Genomic DNA, 17,945 nt, shown 5'->3' with positions numbered 1-17,945 from the left:
TCACTCCCCCACTTCGGCCGGCGTCGCCTCGTGACCGGGCCGCCCGGGCGTGCGACGCGCGGCCTTCATCTCGGCCTCGTAGACGTGCGGCCGGCCGTCCATGAGCTCGTCGCACACGAGCTTCTGGATCCGTTTGAAGTCGGCGTAGTAGCCGGCGTCGAACTCCTCGATCACCTGGAACGTCCACCGTCCGGGCAGGACGTTGCGGCCGACCATCTCGCGGTCGATCGTCTCGGCCAGCTCGGCGTGACCAGCGGCCCGGAGCAGGTCCACGGCATCTCCAAGCGCGAGGTCGGCCGTCCCGACGAGGCGGTGCGCGGCATACAGCTTGCCGCGCACCTCCTCGATGCACTCGAACGCCTCACTCACCTTGCCGGCGGCCGCGACGGTCGCATCGCTCACGCCCTCAGGTCGCCGGTCGATCCCCTCGGTGCCAGTACGCATGGGTGCCAGTCTGCGCTCAGGCGCGCTGGTCCACCACCTGCGGCTGGACGACGAGGGTGTCGGCCTGCTCGTCCAGCTCCACGAGGACGGTGTCACCGTCGTGCACCTGGCCGGAGAGGACGGCCCTCGCGAGGCGGTCCCCGATCTCCTTCTGCACGAGGCGGCGCAACGGTCGGGCACCGTATGCCGGGTCGTAGCCGGTGATGGCCAGCCACTCGCGGGCCGCGTCGCTCACCTCGAGGGTGATGCGCCGGTCGTGCAGGCGCGAAGCCAGCTCGCGCACCTGCAGCTCGACGATGTGGGCGAGCTCGTCGGAGGTGAGCGGATCGAAGATGACGACCTCGTCGAGCCGGTTGAGGAACTCGGGCTTGAAGCTCGCGCGCACCAGCGCCATCACGGCGTCCTGCTTGGCCGGGTCGTCCATGGTGGGGTCGACGAGGAACTGGCTGCCGAGGTTGCTGGTCATCACGAGGATGACGTTGCGGAAGTCGACCGTGCGGCCCTGGCCATCGGTCAGGCGCCCGTCGTCGAGGACCTGCAGGAGGATGTCGAAGGTCTCGGGGTGGGCCTTCTCCACCTCGTCCAGCAGGACCACCGAGTAGGGCCGACGGCGCACCGCCTCGGTCAGCTGGCCGCCCTCCTCGTAGCCGACGTAACCGGGGGGCGCGCCGACGAGGCGGGCCACGGAGTGCCGTTCGGAGTACTCGCTCATGTCGAGGCGGACCATCGCCCGCTCGTCGTCGAACAGGAAGTCCGCCAGGGACTTGGCCAGCTCGGTCTTGCCGACGCCCGTCGGCCCGAGGAACAGGAACGACCCGGTCGGCCGGTTCGGGTCGGACAGGCCGGCCCGTGCGCGGCGCACCGCATCGCTGACGGCTCGCACGGCACGCTCCTGGCCGATGAGCCGGGCGCCGATGATCGACTCCATGGTGAGCAGCTTCTCGGTCTCACCCTGGAGCAGTCGCCCGGCGGGGATTCCGGTCCACGCGGCGATGACCTCAGCGATGTCCTCGGCACCCACGCGGTCCTTGACCATGAGGTCCTGGTCGGCCGCGGCCGCCTGCTCCTGGGCGTTCGCGGCCGCGAGCTGCTTCTCCAGCTCGGGGATCTCGCCGTAGAGCAGCCGCGACGCCTTCTCGTAGTCACCGTCGCGCTGGAGGCGCTCGGCCTGGGTGCGCAGGTCGTCGATCCTGGCCTTGAGCTCACCGACCCGGTTGAGGCCGGACTTCTCGGCCTCCCACCGGGCGTTGAGGGCGGCCAGCTGCTCGGACTTGTCGGCGAGATCCTTCTGCAGGGCTCGCAGGCGCTCCTTGGAGGCCGCGTCGGTCTCCCGCTCGAGGTGCAGCTCCTCCATCCGGAGCCGGTCGACGGCGCGACGCAGCTCGTCGATCTCGACCGGGCTCGAGTCGATCTCCATCCGCAGTCGCGAAGCAGCCTCGTCGACGAGGTCGATCGCCTTGTCGGGCAGCTGCCGCCCACTGATGTAGCGGTGCGAGAGGGTGGCTGCCGCGACCAGCGCGGAGTCCTCGATCTCCACCTTGTGGTGCGCCTCGTAGCGCTCCTTGAGGCCGCGCAGGATCGCGATGGTGTCCTCGACCGACGGCTCGCCGACGAACACCTGCTGGAAGCGGCGCTCGAGGGCAGCGTCCTTCTCGATGTGCTGGCGGTACTCGTCGAGGGTCGTCGCGCCGACGAGCCGCAGCTCACCGCGCGCGAGCAGCGGCTTGAGCATGTTGCCGGCATCCATGGCGCCCTCCCCGCTCGCGCCCGCGCCGACGACCGTGTGCAGCTCGTCGATGAAGGTGACGACCTGCCCGTTGCTGTCCCTGATCTCCTCGAGGACCGCCTTGAGCCGCTCCTCGAACTCGCCGCGGTACTTCGCGCCGGCGACCATCGCCGCGAGGTCGAGGCTGATCAACCGCTTGTCGCGCAACGACTCCGGCACGTCGCCGTCGACGATGCGCTGGGCCAGCCCCTCGACCACGGCGGTCTTGCCGACGCCGGGCTCGCCGATGAGGACGGGATTGTTCTTGGTGCGGCGCGACAGCACCTGGACCACGCGCCGGATCTCGGAGTCGCGGCCGATCACCGGGTCGAGCTTGCCGTCCCGGGCCGCCTGGGTCAGGTCGGTGCCGTACTTCTCGAGCGCCTCCGCGCTGGCGACCGGGTTCTCCGAGGTGACCTTGTGGCCGCCGCGCAGCTGCGGGATCTGGGCCTCGATCGCCTTGGCGTCGGCCGTGATGGCGCGCTTCTCGACCAGCGCCAGCAGGAGGACGTCGGTCGACAGGTAGGTGTCGCCCATCGCCTGCATGAGGGTCTGGGCGTGCTGCAGCACCTGGAGCGCCTGCTGCCCGAGCCCTGGCGTCTGCACTGACGTACCCGAGGTGCGGGGCAGGGAGCTGAGGGTATGCCGCGCCGCCGCAGCGACCGCCTCGGCGGACGTGCCGCCGGCGGCCAGCAGAGCGGGCGTCGTCGTGTCGGGCTGCTCGGCGAGCGCGAGTGCCAGGTGGGCCGGGGTGATCTCGGGGTGGCCGCTGCCCTGCGCCTCACGTTGCGCGAGGGCGAGCGCCTCCCCCACCTTGGTGGTGGGCTTGAGCTCCATGCGGGATGGTCTCCTGTGGTCGGGTGGTGGTGTCCTCAGGTCCAACTGGGCCAAAGTTGAGTGTATTCCGCTCAACCTTGAACCCGCCAGTGGACGATCCCGCTTCTCGGGGCGGCGGCATACCGTGGGTGCATGCCCATACCGCTCGCGGTCGGCGAGCTCAACCGCCGTGTCCTCAACAAGGCCACCAGGCCGATCCTGCGCTGGCTGCCGGGTTTCGGGGTCGTGCACCACCGCGGGCGGCGATCAGGCCGCCCGTTCCAGACGCCGGTCAACCTGTTCCCCGTCGAGGGCGGGTTCGTCGTGGCGCTGACGTACGGCACAGGCACGGACTGGCTGAAGAACGTCCTCGCGGCCGGGGGCTGCGAGATCGAGACGCGCGGCCGGCGCGTGCGTTGCGAGGCACCCGAGGTCTTCCATGACCCCACCCGCCACCTCATCAGGCCGCTGGAGCGCGAGATCCTGGGGGTCCTGCGGGTCGAGGACTTCCTGCGGTTGACGAGGGTGGACGGATCGGGTGACCGGCGGTAGCGCTGGCTTGGTCTCGTCGGCCTCTCGTCGGTCTCTGGGCACTCAGTCTCGCGGCTCGGGGTCCGGGTCGTACCAACCGCCGTGCTCCTCGGCCAGCGCTGAGAAGCGGTCGCGCAGGCCGCTCTCGACCGGCCCGGTCTCGTCGGCGACGTTCTCCTCCACGACGTAGACCGCCCACTCGTGGTCCTCGGAGTCGTCTTCGCCCGCCAGCGCCTCGCGGACGACGCGGACCTCGCTGAAGCCTTCATGGGCGAGGTCGGCGGCGACCTCCTCGGCGGTGTCCTTGGCGGGAAAGACCAGCAGGTGCTCACTCATGGACGCGAGTATGCCGCGTGGCCCAGCCGCGCGGCATACCGACCGCCGGCCGTGGTGACTCGCCACTCGGCAGCCCGCACGGGCCGCACCTGAACGGTGCGCGTCAGGCCGCTTGAGGTCAGTACTCAGGCGTCCGTCAACCGGAACTGGTTGCGTCAAAATCACATGGGGACGGCCCAGCGGTTGCCTAGGACCCTCCATCATCGACTTTCCACCATCGCGTACATCGCCCGCCGGCAGCCGCGTTGAGCCCGCCCAACCCTCCGTAGGTGCTCTTCATTGCAAGTCAGTCCGAGGGACGAAAGAATTCGTAGGAAAAGGCCTCGATGCGCGGGATAGCCAGCCATAAGGGCAAGGCAATCAGGTCAACGACCTGATGATGGCCGAGCACCGGCAGAGTCCGTGCGAAGCCGATGAGGCATCCAACCACGACGAAGTACTGTCGCACGCGGCCACCAAGGGACCTCCGATCGACCAGGTCACTGGCGTTGAGCCAGCGCAGCGTCCGAACAATTGTCGGCGCGAGGGCACGCGCCCGGTTGAGAGCCGCCATCAACGCGCCCACGGCACGACCCACGTATTGGTCAAGGCGCCAACGCCAGCGGCGGCTGAAGGTGGTGACGTGGAATGAGTGCGTTTCGGTGCTCCGTCACCATCGATCACGGTCACCGCCCCGCAGTTGGGTCGCACCACGCAAGCCGGCCCGCGGCTCCCGCGGGCCTCGTCGACGCCGCCCGGAGAAAGTCACGATCGGTCGGACATGGTTGTCATCGGAAACACAGACCTTCTCCACGTCTCTACTGCGTCCAGCTCAGCAGATCGTCGCGTTGCCGGAGAAGTTCCGGTGGCGCGTGATATCGGGTGATCAGCACGTCGAGGGCTCGTAGGGTCAGCGTCGTGCCCGGGTCGTCTATGCGCCCGGTGAGCCGCAAAAGGGTGAATCCGGCGGCGACGACGAAGGTGGCAGCGTCGATCTGGCCGCCTGGCTCGGGGATCATCCCGGGTTCGTCGGCGTCGAGCTGGCCCAGGAGGTCGTCCAAGCCACTCTCGGTCAGGAGCCACGCCAGGGTCGTCGTCGATGACAGGTGCTCTCGGCGGTCGGCCCATACCTGGAGCAACTCGAATCCCTCGTCGGTGCCGAACGGCGCAAACTCGCCGGCGACGTCCGAATAGACGGGATCTGTGAAATGCGCAGCGAAGGCCGGGTGTTCAGCAGGAAGTTCGTAATGGTCGGTCGCGTCAGGTGGAGGCTCGCCCTCGCTGTGGGCGCCGACGTACATGATCTCCGGGGCCGGCTGCAGGTCCGCGAGGTCCGTGTCGCCGATCAGCGCTTGGAGCGCGTCCGGATCCAGAGGGTCCGACGCAGGCGTCCACCTACGGCGCAGAAGGGCATTCAGCAGCTCTTCTTCGCGGGGCGTGGTTGCGATGCCTCCCAAACCAACATGGCGATCGATCGCCTCCGCGATCCCGGCGCGCCAATTGCGAGCCTTTTCACTCTCAAGACTTTGGACGAGCCACTGAGGAAGGCGATCTCTTAGAAGAGCCAGAAGCTCCATCTCCTGCAAGTGAGAAGCTCGCAGCTGACCTTCCTTGCGCTCGACTCGTGCCACACTTTCGACGAGCGAAGGCACGGGTGGATACGACTCCAGACGGAAGCGATTCCGCACGGCATCCAGGATCACATGCACATCGCTGAGGGCGAGCTCGCTCGCATCCGGCGCCCCTTCCCAGACGTGTGCCCTCACCAACCGCGCCCAAGGACCGTCGCTCGCCTTGCGCCACATGACTCCCGGACGGTCACGGCCCTCAACGAACCAATACGTGACAGTAAGATTTCCGGCGCCCGCAGACGCCCACCAATCCACATGGCTCGTGCTGATTTGGGACATGAGGTCGCGCAGGACACCGAGGTACACAGGATCGATGTCGTTGTTCATCCCTCCGCTGATGGCAAAGATCTGCACCTTGTCCTTCACGCCGCTCCTTGCTTCATTAGTCTTCCGGGCATCGTGATCGGCCACTACTTGCATGAAGTCCACTGTCCAATGGGACAATGGCCATGAGTGCCTACGTAGGATGAAATTAGCCCGTATTCGATCACCCTCGCGGCGTAATAGCCACGAACCGCGCCGGTGAGAAATCGGCTCCCACAGATGTTGGAGCGCATCATCTTGTCGCAGACCGCCGTCCCTTGTTCTGGCCGTATATCTCCGGGTTGCGACGTAATTCCGTACTTGAATACGTCCTCGCGCCCATTCCGTTTTGGATAGACGACCTCGTACACCCGGTACTCCAAGTGGGACCGGTAATGGGTCGGCTTCGCGCGCGGAATAGTAATGGCGTGTCGCCCAACCTTGCCTGCAAGGCTCGTCAGTATCCCGGCGGCGGCGGCACCCAGAATCCCGACCACAACTCTGGGACTTAGGCTCGGCGCTGCGAGGCCCCCGCCCACCGCGACACCCCCGCCGCCAGATCCAATGCCAGCGTACTGCTGGTGGCCCGTTGAGGTCGTAGGCGTTGATCGGGTCTGCTGGATATGAATAGGCGTTCGCGTTGCCGCCGGGTTCGGGATCGAGGCTGGTGAACCGGCCGGTGGCCGCGTTGTAGAGCCGGTCACCCATCAACGTCAGTCCGGCGGTATCGGTGGTGGTGGAGCGCTGCTTCGCTCCGAGCCAGCCGTACCCGACAGGCCCGGCCACCGCGGCGGTCCCGGCCGCGTCCCGGGGTGCCCCGTACTCGGTGTAGTCCGACCAACCGGTGATCGTGGTGCACGCCGTACCGGTCGCTTGAGCGGACGGGATGGCCGCCGCGGTGACCACGTCCCCGTGCAGGGTCGACAACGGCAGGGTGGCGGACCCGTCCGCGCCGATGGTGACGGACAGGTCCCCACCCAGCGACTCGGCATACCGGGTCACCCCGCCACTGGAGCTGACCGTCCACGCCGGGTTGTCCGAGCCATCGCTGTAGTGCCGCTCGAGGCTAGTGGTCCCCGACGGCGAGGTGGTGGTCGCGGTGATCCGCCGACCGCCCGAATCCACGCCGAGCGTCGTGGTGGTGCCGTCCTGGCTGATGGTCCTGGCCAGGTCGTCGTCGTAGTACCCCAGGGCGACGTCGTGACTGCCCGACGGGACGGTCGTGCCCGCGTACTTTGGGGTGTCCACCGCGGGCATGACCGTCTGCCGTCCGAACGCGTCGTAGCTGTAGGCGCCTACCCCGCCCACCCCAGTGGTGGGCCGGTCTGCGGTGTCGTAGTGGTTGGAGTCGGTCGTGGTCGTGCTGTCCGCGGTCGCTGCGCAGTCGCCGCCCACGTGGGTGGCGGTGACCCGCGCCGTCCGTCGCCCGTTGCCGTCGAACGAGTACGTCCGAACCGTGCACGGGGCTGCGCTGGTCGGCGCCGTGGTCGGGTCGAGGGTGTCGCCGGTGGTGGTCGCGGTGCGGTCCTGCACCGAGGTCAGCCGCGCTGTGGAGTCGTAGGTGTACTGCCGGTCATAGGCGACCGCGTTCCCGGTCGGGGCAACCTGGTCGACCCCGCTCACGCCCGCCGCGGTGGGGTCGAACGAGGACCCCTGCCCGGTGTAGTCGAGCCGCACCCGCCCGGCGATGTCGTTGGCCTGGGTCCACGCCATCCAGGTCCCGGTGGTCGGGGTGCCGCCGGTCGGGGTGACCTGCCCGCTGTAGGCCAGCCCGGTCGGCTCGCCGGCCAGGTCGAGGGTGGTGGTCTGGGTGAGCCCGCCGGGCAGCTGCTCGCGGGTGAGCGACCCGTTGGCGTCGTACGCGCCGGCGAAGTCCAGCGTGCCGGTGCCCCCGGACGCGCCGGCGCGGCTGACGGTGACCTTGGTAGCCAGCCCGCGCCGCTCGGTCGCTCCGGTGGCGTCCGTGCCATCCCAGGTCGTGGTGGTCGTGCCCTTGGGGTCGGTCACCGTCGCAACGCGACCCGCGGTGTCGTATGCCGTGACCGTGGTGTCGTACACCCCGGCGGTCGGGGTCTCGGCGCGGGAGGTCGTGGGACGCGCCCACGCGTCGTACACGGTCGTCTTCTCCGCGTCGGTGATCGCACCCGCGGCCTTGTTGACCGTGCCGGTGTAGTCGGCCAGGCCGGTGGACGGGTCGTAGTGGGTGTACACCGCGGGGCGGGCGGTCGACCCGGGGATGGTGGACGTGGTCTGGGTCATCGTCGTGCGACCGGCCGCGTCCGTGCTGGCGGTGCTGGTGCGCGTCGCCGACCCGGAGGTCTCCACCGTGGTCGTCGGCGCCAGCCAGGGGTTGTACCCAGTGGTCAGCGACGACGGCAGGGTGCCCGCCCCGGCGGCGAGGGTGGTGCCGGCATCCGCGACCGGGTCCGCGGCCGGGCCGACCAGGCAGGGCAGACCGGCCCACTCGGGCCTGTTGTCGCAGCGCGAGTCGGTGGCCGCGGCGTCCGCGGTGTAGTAGACGGTCCGGGTGATTCCGGCACCGCGGCTGCCGTCGGCGGACAGCGGCTGTCGGGTCTCGCTGACCCGGCCGACACTGTCGTACACGGTGACGCTGGAGATGCCGGCGGTGGTGACCTTGGTCGGCTGGCCGAGGGTCCACCCGTCACCCGTGCCAGCGACCTGGGCGTCGTACGCGGTGGTGGTGCTGCTGACCGTCTGTCCCGTGATGTCGGTGCCGGCCGAGTCCGCGGCCGTGGTCGTCACGGTCGTGGGCAGGCGCCATGGCTGGCCGGTGGTCGGGTTGGTGGAGCTCGGTGCGCCCTGGTCATAGGTGGTGTGGGTGTGCGCGCGAGCCGGGACCACCGTGTCGTCGGCCATCACGGTGTTGTGCAGCGGACCGAGGGTGTCGGTCACCAAGATGCCGGCTGCGTCGTAGGTGGTCGTGGTGGCGTACTGGTCGGCGATGCCGGGGTTGCGGCCGCCGCTGGTGATCGCGTTGAGGGCGCGGGCGTCGAGCTGGCGGACCACGTTGCCGTTGGCGTCGTAGTCGGTCGCGGTGCGCTGCCATGCCCCCGCGCCGAACGACGCGGTGTTCACGGTGTACCCGTCCGCCGTCGTGTACGACAGGTCGGCGTACGACCAGTCCGATGCGGTGGGGGTTGACCCGTCGGCCTGGGTGATCGTGCCGGTGTAGTCGGGGCCGAACACGGCCGCGGCATACGTCGGCGCCTTGGTCTGCGCCCAGGCGGCCGTAGCTGTGCCACTGAGATCCGGAAGCCCCGTGCCCGAAGTGGGTATGCCGTACGCGAACCGGGCGAGGTTCGCGGTCCCGCTCAGTGGGGCCGGCTGTGGGCGGGTCACGGCGGTGAGCTTGAGCCGCTGCTCGAGGGTGGAGTAGGCGAGGGTGACCGTCGACTGCCCGGGCGGGGTGATCGCGGTGAGCTGGTTGGCCGACCCGTAGGCGTAGCCGGTGGCCAGTCCGGTGCGCGGGTCCTTCACGGAGGTGAGCCGGTTGGCCGCGTCGTAGCTGTAGCAGGCGACGGGAACCGAGGCCATCCCGACCGCGACCGTCAAGGCGTTGCCGGCGCAGTCCTTGGTGGCCAGGGCCGTGGGGTTGTACAGCTCCGCAGTCACCTGCTGCACGAGCGTCGGCGTGACGCTGTTGACCGGCGTGCCAGCGGCATAGGCGATGCGCAGCGCACGGCACCCCTTGTCCAGCCCGGAAACCGGGCCGTCGGGACACGCCACCGGTCGGCCCGTGGCAGTCACCGTCCCCGGCGGGATCGGGGCCAGGATGCGGGTCACCCGGCCAGCCCCGTCTCGGGTGTAGGTCGTGGTCAGGCTGCCGGGCTCCGTGACGGCCTTGGGTGAGAACAGGCCGGCGGTGGTCGCGGTCGGTGCTTGGGCGCTGGTCTCGGCCGAGAAGACGGTGCTGGTGCCGTCGTCCTGCTTCAGCGTCAGCGTGGTGGCGGTACCGGTGCCGGCGACGGTGAGGGTCGTCCCGGACAACGTGGTGTCCTCATCGACCGGGGCGTAGGTCCCGACAGCGAGGGTGGCGCCGGTGCGACGCGGGGCGGCACCCGGGGCAAGGTAGGTCAGGGCGGTGCCGTCCGCGTCGAGGAAGGTGACGGTGCCGTCGGCGCGGGTCGAGTCGATCGCCTGGAGGCCGCCGAAGCCGGCGTCCGACCCCGTCAGGTTCGCCGTCCAGCCGGGCCCGAAGACCCCGGTCACGGCGTCGGTCGCCGCGGTGGGGGCGTTGCCGTAGGTGGAGTGCGACCGGCCCAGGGTGAGGGACCCGGCGTACCCGGGGACGGCGGCGTCGGTGACCGCGGTCGTGAACTCGCCGGTGAACAACGCGGCCTGCCCCGGCCCGGCCGGCGCGGTGGGGAAGCCGTTGCCGAAGGCGTGCGGGACGCGCATCACCGAGGTCTTCGTCGCCGACCAGGTGCACTGGGTGCCGGTGCTGTAGGTCAGGCACACCTGCACGTCCAGCAGCACCGGCACCCTCGGGTTGAGCGCGATCGCCGGGATCACGGTGGCGTCGGCGGTCTCCTTGGTGGTGTCCCACGACCCGGCCACCGTCACCCCGGCCGAGCCGTGGTCGGTCACGGTGAGCGGCGCGCTGGTGGCGTCGTTCCAGTACGGCGCGCTCTCGTCCTGCCCGGAGGAGGCGACGCGCCAGCGGAGCTTGGCCGTTGGCAGCGAGGACACGCCGCGCGGCGGGCCGGCGGCGGCGATCGCCAGCGCACCGGTGGTCGTTGCCCGCGGCGAGACCGCCGGCGCCGCCAGCGCCGCGGTCCCGTACCCGAACCCGTAGGACGGGGTGCTCGTGGACTGCACCAGGCTCGGGGACTGGGTGTACGCCGACAAGGTGTGCGCACCCGCCGTGGCGGGCACCGAGACCGTGATCTTGGCGATGTTCGGGTCGCTGGACGGGGTGATCGCCTTCTGGACGTAGGCCGCGCCGTCCAGGGAGTAGTCGATGTATGCCGGGTCGTGCATCGTGTTCGTCACGAACGTCCCGGTGATGGTGCACACCACCGGCGTGGTCGGCGTCGTGTCGGTCCACGACCCGTTCGCGTACGGCGAGGGACAGGAGATGACCGGGGCATCCGGGGCGGCGATCGAGGTGCGGAACGTCGTCCACGCCGACCAGGTCGCGTTCGAGACCCCTTGGTCGTCGGTCACCGACGCACGCACGTAGTACACGCCGCCATCGGCCAGCGCGGTCGTCGGCGCACACGACGCGGTGGCGCCGGACGCGGCATACCCGGTCGTGCAGGACGCCTTCAACGAGCTCGAGCTGCCGGTGGTGTCGCTGTGCACCTCCACCGTGTACTTCACACTCGACGCGTCCGGGTCGGTCGCCGTGGTCGAGAACAAGCGGCGTCGAGTCGGAGGTGTACATCTTCGTGCTGGAGTCACCGGGGTTGAAGTACGCGACGTTCGGCGGCGACTGCAGCGTGGGGGCCGTCGCCACGTTCGGGGCGCGGTCGTAGGTGTAGGTGATGTACGGGTCCTGCGCGGTCTCGGTGGAGGAGAACTTCTTGTACGCGTAGTTGTCGCTCTCGGAGCCGGCCTGCAGCATCACCCCGATCGTGGGGGACGACCACGCCGACAGGCCCTGCATCACGCTGGTCAACGGCATGGCCACCCAGCCGGCCCCGCACCCGGTGTACCCCTTGGCGAACGAGGACGTGTCCGACCTGGTCAGGTCCGCGCTCGGCTGGCTGGCCCAGGTCGTGCCCGAGGTGGCGTACCCCACCCCGTACGCGATGACCGACCTGGCCGTGCACGACCACGACGACACCTCGTACAGGTTCAGCTGGGCCGACATCACGTGCTGGCCCCGCATCGCGTTCGGGAAGTTCAGGTAGGTCCGGGTGATGTCCGACCCGCCGTTGTACGTGCCGACCTTGAGCTCCGTCGACGACGCGTATGCCGCCGTGGAGTACGTCGACGACACGTACGTGTCGAACGTCGCCGTGATCTGGTTCGAGGCGTACGTCGGGTCGATCGTCACCGGGAACACCCGCGCGGGATCGCTCAGCCACCCCTGGTCCGGGGTCAGCGTGAGCACCGCTCTGCCGTTGCCCTGCTGGGTCACCGTCATCGCCACCGGGGAGACGTTCGGGTGGTCACCGGTGTGCGGGTCCACGGTGGCGTCAAAGGCCACCGGCGCCGTGAGCTTCGAGGCCACCGTCCCGTCGGCGGCGACGAACGACACCGACCCGTCCTGCTCCGGCCGGGCCGTCAGCCCGTTGGTCTTCACGGGGATCTGCCAGGACACCGGAGCGCCCGCCGTGGTCCCCTCAGTGAGTCCAGCAAGCGCCGCCCGGCTGGCGACAACCAGGTGCTCCTCGAAGCCGGTGCGGCGCGCGTCGACCACCAGGTCAACCCCGGGCTTCACGGCCGTGTAGGTCGCGGTCGTCCCCGACAGTATCGGCGTGGCCAGCTGCCCCGGCCACCCCAGCGTGACCCCGCGCGGCGTGGCGTTGCCGTCGCTGTCCTTGCCCGGCTTCTCCTGCGCCGCAACGACATCCGTCGACACGCCACCCTTGGCCGCCCGGCCGGCGGCCCTGCCCGACCCAGCCAGCGACAACTCCTGGGGGTGTCCCTTCGGACCCACGGTCCCATCAGGGTTCGCGGCCATGGTCAGGTCCACGTCACGCCACCCGCCCTGAGCCGCCGGGTCGCGGAACCGGATCGGCACCAGGTGCTGCTGGGTCGTCAGGGTCCCGTCCGGGTTCACCCACGTCGTCGACGTCTCCGAACGCAGCGGGGTGACCTCGACCCGCGACCCCTGCGCCCGCGCCGTGACCCGCGCAGAGACCAGGTCGGGACGCGAGTCCGCCCGCGCTGCCTTCGACGTCAGGGCCGTTGCCACCGGGCGGACCCCGGCCGCCGACGCCGCGACCGGCGGCGCCACCAGTCCCACCGTGACCACCAAGGCTGCCCCGACGGTCGCACCAATGACGCGACCGCCACGAACACCACGGACACCACGGACCGTCAGAGGACCGCAGACAGCAGAACGCTCGAGCACGACGCATGCCCCCGCAACGACTCAGAGCCAACCACTACCCCCGCGCAGCACAGCGCGTCACGGCGACGCGCCTTGGGCTCGGAGGCAGGCTTCAGCCCCGGCTCCACGCGACGCAAGCAGCTATTCCAATCTCGAATAGCCGCTGGCCTCAGTGCAGTTCGATGTGCTACAAGCCCGCTCGGCGGGTCCAGATCCGGGCCGTCAGGACCCGTGAAAGATCCCCGTCAGGTGTTGGGGCGCCAGACGACCAACGCCTGGGGCGGGCGCGTCTGGCGCGGTCGCTCACCGGCCCGCAGTGCGATGACATCGCCTGTCGGACCGACGGCGAAGACCCGGTGCTGGCTGGAGCCGGTCACCGAGGCACGGGTGCGCTGGAGCTCTGCGGCGAGCTCGCCGACCCGAGCGCGCAGGGCGCTGACCTGGTTCTCCAGCTCGAGGATGCGCTGGATGCCGGCCAGGCTCACGCCTTCCTGTGAGAGCCGCTGCACCTCGCGCAACAGGGCGACGTCACGCCCGGAGTAGCGCCGACCCCCGCCCCGGGTGCGCGACGGCGTGACCAGTCCGAGGCGGTCGTACTGCCGCAGGGTCTGAGCGTGCATGCCGGCGAGGGTCGCGGCCACGGAGATGACGAACACAGGCGCGTCATCGTCCGGCGAGAACCCGTACCTGTCGGCCATCGACGCCTACCTCCGTGCCTCGGCGAACAAGCTCGGCCCGGGGGTCGTGCCCGGCATCCTGGGTCTGGAGCACCTCGACGGCCGCCCTGGCCTCATCGGAGAGCCGTTGGGGCACGATGACAGCGACCTTGGCGAGCAGGTCGCCGGGCTTGTCGGGCCGGGGAACTCCGCGACCCTTGACGCGCAGGACCCGACCGCTGGGAGTGCCCGGGGCGATGCGCACCTTGACCGGCTTGCCGTCGAGGGTAGGAACGGCGACAGTCGCCCCGAGTGCCGCCTCGGCGAAGGTCACCGGCAGCTCGAGCGTCAGGTTGTCGCCCTCGCGGGCGAACACCGGGTGGGACTCGACGGAGACGGTGAGGATCAGGTCGCCCGCGGGCGCCCCGGCGTCGCCGGGCTGGCCCTTGCCGCGCAGCCGGATCTTCTGGCCATCCTTGACACCAGCGGGAATTCGCGTCGTGATCTGGCCGCCGTCTGCGGTGCCGAGCGTTACCGTAGCCCCGGTCACGGCATCGCGGAACGACAGTGAGGTGCGGGCGGTGAGGTCCGCACCCTTGCGGGGCCCGCGCGTCGAGCCGAACCCGCCGTATGCCGGGCCGCCACCTGCGCCGAACATCCCGCCGAGGATGTCCTCGAGGTCGGGTTGTGCACCGCCGCCCGCGGTGGAGTACCGGACGCGCGGCCCGGCGCCACCACCCCCACCGAACATCGTGGAGAAGATGTCCTCGAAGCCGCCGTTGCCCTGGCCACCCGGACCACCCGCGGTGAAGCGCGCGCCGCCGCGCGCCATCTGGCGCACCGCGTCGTACTCGCGCCGCTGCTCGGGATCGGACAGGACGGAGTTCGCCTCGCCGATCTCCTTGAAGCGCTGCTCGGCCGCCGAGTCCCCGGGGTTCTGGTCGGGATGGTACTGGCGCGCCAGCTTGCGGTAGGCCTTCTTGATGGCCCCTGCATCGGCATCCTGGGGGACGCCGAGGATCGCGTAGAAGTCCTTCTCGAACCAGTCCTGGCTAGCCATGTCGACGCCCTCCTCTCAGCTTGGTGTGTGCGGCGATGGTGCGGTCACTCAGGATCGGCGACGGCGACCCGCGCTGCACGCAGAATCTGCTCACCCGCGCGGTAACCGGGCTGGAGCACCTTGACGACCGTGGTCGAGCCCGTCGAGGCGACCGAGCCGTCCTGCGGCCACGCGGTGTGCATGAGCGCCTCGTGGAGCATCGGGTCGAACTCCTCGCCGGCCGCGCCGTAGCGCTGCAGCCCGAACTTGCCCAGCACGCCCTCGAGCTTGTCGGCGATGGATGCGAACGGGCCGTCCGCGAGGTCGCCGTGCTCACGGGCCGCATGGATGTCGTCGAGCACCGGCAGCAGAGCCTCGATGACGGACTGGGCGGCGCGCTCCTGCACGAGGGCCCGATCGCGGTCGACCCGACGCTTGTAGTTGACATACTCGGCCTGCAGTCGCTGCAGGTCGGCGAGCCGTTCCGCCGCCAGCCCGGCGTCGTCGGCGACCGGTGCATCGTCGGCCAGGGCCGCGACATCGGCGAAACCGCCGTCGCCACTAGGCCCGGGTTCAGTGGAGGCCGCCTCGGCGGTGGTGGCCGCCTCGGCGGTGGTGGGCTCGGAAGACTCCTCACCCACCACCACCTCGGGGTCCTGGGCAGAGGTGCTCTGCTCAGCGTGGCTCTGCTCGGTCACTTGGTGTCCTCGTCGTCCTCGACGACCTCGGCGTCGACGACATCGTCGGACGAGCTGCCCGCAGCCCCGGCGTGCGGAGCCTCGCCCGCCCCGGCGGCGCCGGCCTGCTCGGACTCGGAGGCTGCGGCATACATCGCCGTGCCCACCTTCTGCGACTCCTCCGAGAGCTTCGCGCTCTTCTTCGCAATGTCCTCGGGGCTCACGCCGGAGTCCGCCTTGAGCGCCGACTTGAGGTCCTCGAGGGCCGCGTCGAGGTCGCCCCGGCCGTCAGCCGGGATCTTGTCGGTGTTGTCGGCGAGGAACTTCTCCGTCGAGTAGACCAGCTGCTCCGCGGTGTTGCGGGCCTCGGTCTCCTCGCGGCGCTTCTTGTCCTCCTCGGCGTGGGCCTCGGCCTCCTTGATCATCCGCTCGATGTCCTCCTTGGCGAGGGCCGAGCCGCCGGAGATCGTGATCTTCTGCTCCTGGCCGGTGCCCCGGTCCTTGGCGGAGACGTTCACGATGCCGTTGGCGTCGATGTCGAAGGTGACCTCGATCTGCGGCACGCCTCGCGGCGCCGGTGCGATGCCGGTCAGCTCGAAGGTGCCCAGCTGCTTGTTGTGCTGCGCGATCTCACGCTCGCCCTGGAACACCTGGATGAGCACGCTGGGCTGGTTGTCCTCTGCCGTCGAGAACACCTCGGAGCGCTTGGTCGGGATGGCCGTGTTGCGCTCGATGAGCTTGGTGAACAAGCCGCCCTTGGTCTCGATGCCCAGGCTCAGCGGCGTGACGTCGATGAGCAGGACGTCCTTGCGCTCGCCCTTGAGGACACCAGCCTGGAGCGAGGCCCCGACCGCGACGACCTCGTCGGGGTTGACGCCCTTGTTGGGCTCCTTGCCGCCGGTGAGCTCCTTGACCAGCGAGGACACGGCGGGCATGCGGGTCGAGCCGCCGACAAGGACCACGTGGTCGATGTCGGACAGCGAGATGCCGGCGTCCTTGATGACGTTGTGGAACGGCTGCTTGGTGCGGTCGAGCAGGTCCTTGGTCAGCTGCTCGAACTGCGCGCGGCTGATGGTCTCCTCAAGGTGGATCGGGCCGTTCTCGGACATCGAGAGGTACTGCAGGCTGACGTTGGTGCTCGTCGAGGAGGAGAGCTCCTTCTTGGCCTGCTCGGCGGCGTCGCGAAGGCGCTGCATGGCGATCTTGTCCTTGGACAGGTCGACACCCGAGGTGTTCTTCACGGTGGTGAGCAGGTGGTTGACGATGCGCTCGTCCCAGTCGTCACCACCGAGCTGGTTGTCGCCGGAGGTGGCGCGCACCTGGATGGTGGAGAACCCGTCCTCGGGGTCCTTGCCGACCTCGAGGAGGGACACGTCGAACGTGCCGCCACCGAGGTCGAAGACGAGGATGAGCTCGTCCTCCTTGCCCTTGTCGAGGCCGTACGCGAGGGCCGCGGCGGTGGGCTCGTTGATGATGCGCAGGACGTTGAGGCCCGCGATCTCACCGGCCTCCTTGGTGGCCTGGCGCTCGTGGTCGTCGAAGTACGCGGGGACGGTGATGACCGCGTCGGTCACGTCCTCACCGAGGTAGGCCTCGGCGTCGCGCTTGAGCTTCTGCAGGATGCGGGCGCTGATCTCCTGCGCGGTGTAGGTCTTGCCGTCGATCTCCGGCGACTTCCAGTCGGTGCCGATGTGGCGCTTGACGGAACGGATCGTCCGGTCGACGTTGGTGACGGCCTGGCGCTTGGCGATCTCGCCGACCAGGACCTCGCCCCCCTTGGAGAAGGCCACGACGGACGGGGTCGTGCGACCACCCTCCGCATTGGCGATGATGGTCGGCTCGCCGCCCTCGAGGACGGCGACAGCCGAGTTGGTGGTGCCGAGGTCGATGCCGACCGCACGTGCCATGGTGATCTCCTGAATGGTGCTCGGGTTGAGTTTCCTTCACTCAAGTTAAGAGCTGGTATGCCGCGTGGCAAATCCACGCTCTCAAACTTGCGTTCACTCGACTCAACTTTGGTCTCGGCAGAAATGTTCCCGATCTGCTGGACTGCCTGCGGGATATCGTCGCCGACATGGACGAGGCCGGGTTTGTCGCGACCGTCGCCGAGCTGGTGGCAGGTGACGGCGACCTGGCCCGGCTCGTCGACGGGTGCGGGGTACCGACCCTGTGGCAGCGGCCCGCCGGGTTCCCCAGCCTGGCCCTGCTCATCCTCGAGCAGCAGGTGTCGCTCGCCTCGGCGGCCGCGGCATACGGCAAGGTCGTCGCGCGCATCGGCGCCATGACACCGGCCGCGCTGCTCGCGACCACACCGGAGGAGCTGCGGCTCGACGGGGTATCGCGGCAGAAGGACCGCTACCTGCGCGCGCTGGCCACCGCGATCGTGACCGGCACCCTCGACCTCGACGCCCTCGCCGACCTCGACGACGAGGCGGCGCGCCGGGCCCTGGTCGCGCTGCCGGGCGTCGGGCAGTGGACAGCGGACGTCTACCTGCTGGCGTGCCTCGGGCGTCCGGATCTGTGGCCGGTCGGGGACCGCGCCCTCCAGGTGGCCGTCGCCGAAGCACTCGGACTCGCGACGGCGCCGAGCGCCACCGAGCTCGAGGCACTCGGCGAGCGGTGGCGGCCCCACCGGTCCACGGCCGCGCGACTGCTCTGGCACGGCTACCTCACCCGACGCGGCCGGGTCGAGACGCCGGCATCCCTCCTGGCGTGAGTTCCACGGCATCTCGTGGCTGGGATCC

At 69.8% G+C, this 17,945-nt stretch carries 12 protein-coding genes and 1 pseudogene; 3 read left to right on the top strand and 10 right to left on the bottom strand.

Going from position 1 to position 17,945, the window contains the following annotated elements; all coding sequences use genetic code 11:
* Together GKE56_RS13620 and clpB are read right to left on the bottom strand one after the other, a co-directional pair.
* Positions 1–444, bottom strand: coding sequence for a hypothetical protein (locus tag GKE56_RS13620; RefSeq protein ID WP_154684992.1), 444 nt, complete (start codon positions 442–444; stop codon positions 1–3).
* A gap of 16 nt (positions 445–460) precedes the next feature.
* A complete protein-coding gene (gene clpB / locus GKE56_RS13615) occupies positions 461–3,046 on the bottom strand; it encodes an ATP-dependent chaperone ClpB (RefSeq protein ID WP_154684991.1) in 2,586 nt (861 codons plus the stop codon).
* A gap of 132 nt (positions 3,047–3,178) precedes the next feature.
* On the opposite strand from clpB, the gene GKE56_RS13610 reads away from it, so the two are divergent.
* Positions 3,179–3,577, top strand: coding sequence for a nitroreductase family deazaflavin-dependent oxidoreductase (locus GKE56_RS13610; protein WP_154684990.1), 399 nt, complete (start codon positions 3,179–3,181; stop codon positions 3,575–3,577).
* Between the two features lie 42 nt (positions 3,578–3,619).
* On the opposite strand, the gene GKE56_RS13605 is transcribed toward GKE56_RS13610, so the two are convergent.
* The 4 genes and pseudogenes from GKE56_RS13605 to GKE56_RS18345 all read right to left on the bottom strand — a co-directional run.
* A complete protein-coding gene (locus GKE56_RS13605) occupies positions 3,620–3,892 on the bottom strand; it encodes a ribonuclease E inhibitor RraB (protein ID WP_154684989.1) in 273 nt (90 codons plus the stop codon).
* 286 nt (positions 3,893–4,178) lie between these two features.
* The gene (locus GKE56_RS13600; RefSeq protein ID WP_154684988.1) at positions 4,179–4,457 is read right to left on the bottom strand and encodes a hypothetical protein; all 279 of its coding nucleotides are present in this window, start codon (positions 4,455–4,457) and stop codon (positions 4,179–4,181) included.
* A 232-nt stretch (positions 4,458–4,689) separates the two neighbouring features.
* Positions 4,690–11,187, bottom strand: coding sequence for an RHS repeat-associated core domain-containing protein (locus GKE56_RS13595; protein ID WP_154684987.1), 6,498 nt, complete (start codon positions 11,185–11,187; stop codon positions 4,690–4,692).
* 181 nt (positions 11,188–11,368) lie between these two features.
* Positions 11,369–11,770: pseudogene (locus tag GKE56_RS18345) on the bottom strand (DNRLRE domain-containing protein); the annotation flags it as partial.
* On the opposite strand from GKE56_RS18345, the gene GKE56_RS17630 reads away from it, so the two are divergent.
* Positions 11,691–12,224 (top strand): hypothetical protein, encoded by a 534-nt coding sequence (locus GKE56_RS17630; protein WP_230208974.1) that lies wholly within the window; start codon positions 11,691–11,693, stop codon positions 12,222–12,224. The pseudogene GKE56_RS18345 and the gene GKE56_RS17630 overlap by 80 nt on opposite strands.
* Positions 12,225–13,074: 850 nt before the next feature.
* Here the strand turns inward: GKE56_RS17630 and GKE56_RS13585 are convergent.
* The 4 genes from GKE56_RS13585 to dnaK are packed head-to-tail and all read right to left on the bottom strand — an operon-like array spanning position 13,075 to position 17,108.
* On the bottom strand, positions 13,075–13,527 hold the full coding sequence (locus GKE56_RS13585) for a heat shock protein transcriptional repressor HspR (RefSeq protein WP_154684986.1): 453 nt from the start codon (positions 13,525–13,527) through the stop codon (positions 13,075–13,077).
* A complete protein-coding gene (locus GKE56_RS13580) occupies positions 13,493–14,545 on the bottom strand; it encodes a DnaJ C-terminal domain-containing protein (protein ID WP_154684985.1) in 1,053 nt (350 codons plus the stop codon). The genes GKE56_RS13585 and GKE56_RS13580 overlap by 35 nt, the downstream gene beginning before the upstream one ends.
* A gap of 44 nt (positions 14,546–14,589) precedes the next feature.
* Positions 14,590–15,222: a nucleotide exchange factor GrpE gene (gene grpE / locus GKE56_RS13575; RefSeq protein WP_154684984.1), complete on the bottom strand. Its 633-nt coding sequence runs from the start codon at positions 15,220–15,222 to the stop codon at positions 14,590–14,592.
* Positions 15,219–17,108, bottom strand: coding sequence for a molecular chaperone DnaK (dnaK, locus tag GKE56_RS13570; protein ID WP_154684983.1), 1,890 nt, complete (start codon positions 17,106–17,108; stop codon positions 15,219–15,221). Before dnaK ends, grpE begins: the two co-directional genes overlap by 4 nt.
* A 167-nt stretch (positions 17,109–17,275) precedes the next feature.
* Here dnaK and GKE56_RS13565 point away from each other — a divergent pair, with 167 nt between their 5' ends.
* On the top strand, positions 17,276–17,917 hold the full coding sequence (locus tag GKE56_RS13565) for a DNA-3-methyladenine glycosylase (RefSeq protein WP_154684982.1): 642 nt from the start codon (positions 17,276–17,278) through the stop codon (positions 17,915–17,917).
* The last annotated feature ends 28 nt before the right edge of the window (positions 17,918–17,945 follow it).

Source organism: Nostocoides sp. HKS02, from assembly GCF_009707485.1.
Classification (GTDB): Bacteria; Actinomycetota; Actinomycetes; order Actinomycetales; family Dermatophilaceae; genus Pedococcus.
The sequence above is the reverse complement of the archived record's forward strand: the minus strand, read 5'-3'. Positions and strand labels throughout refer to the sequence as shown.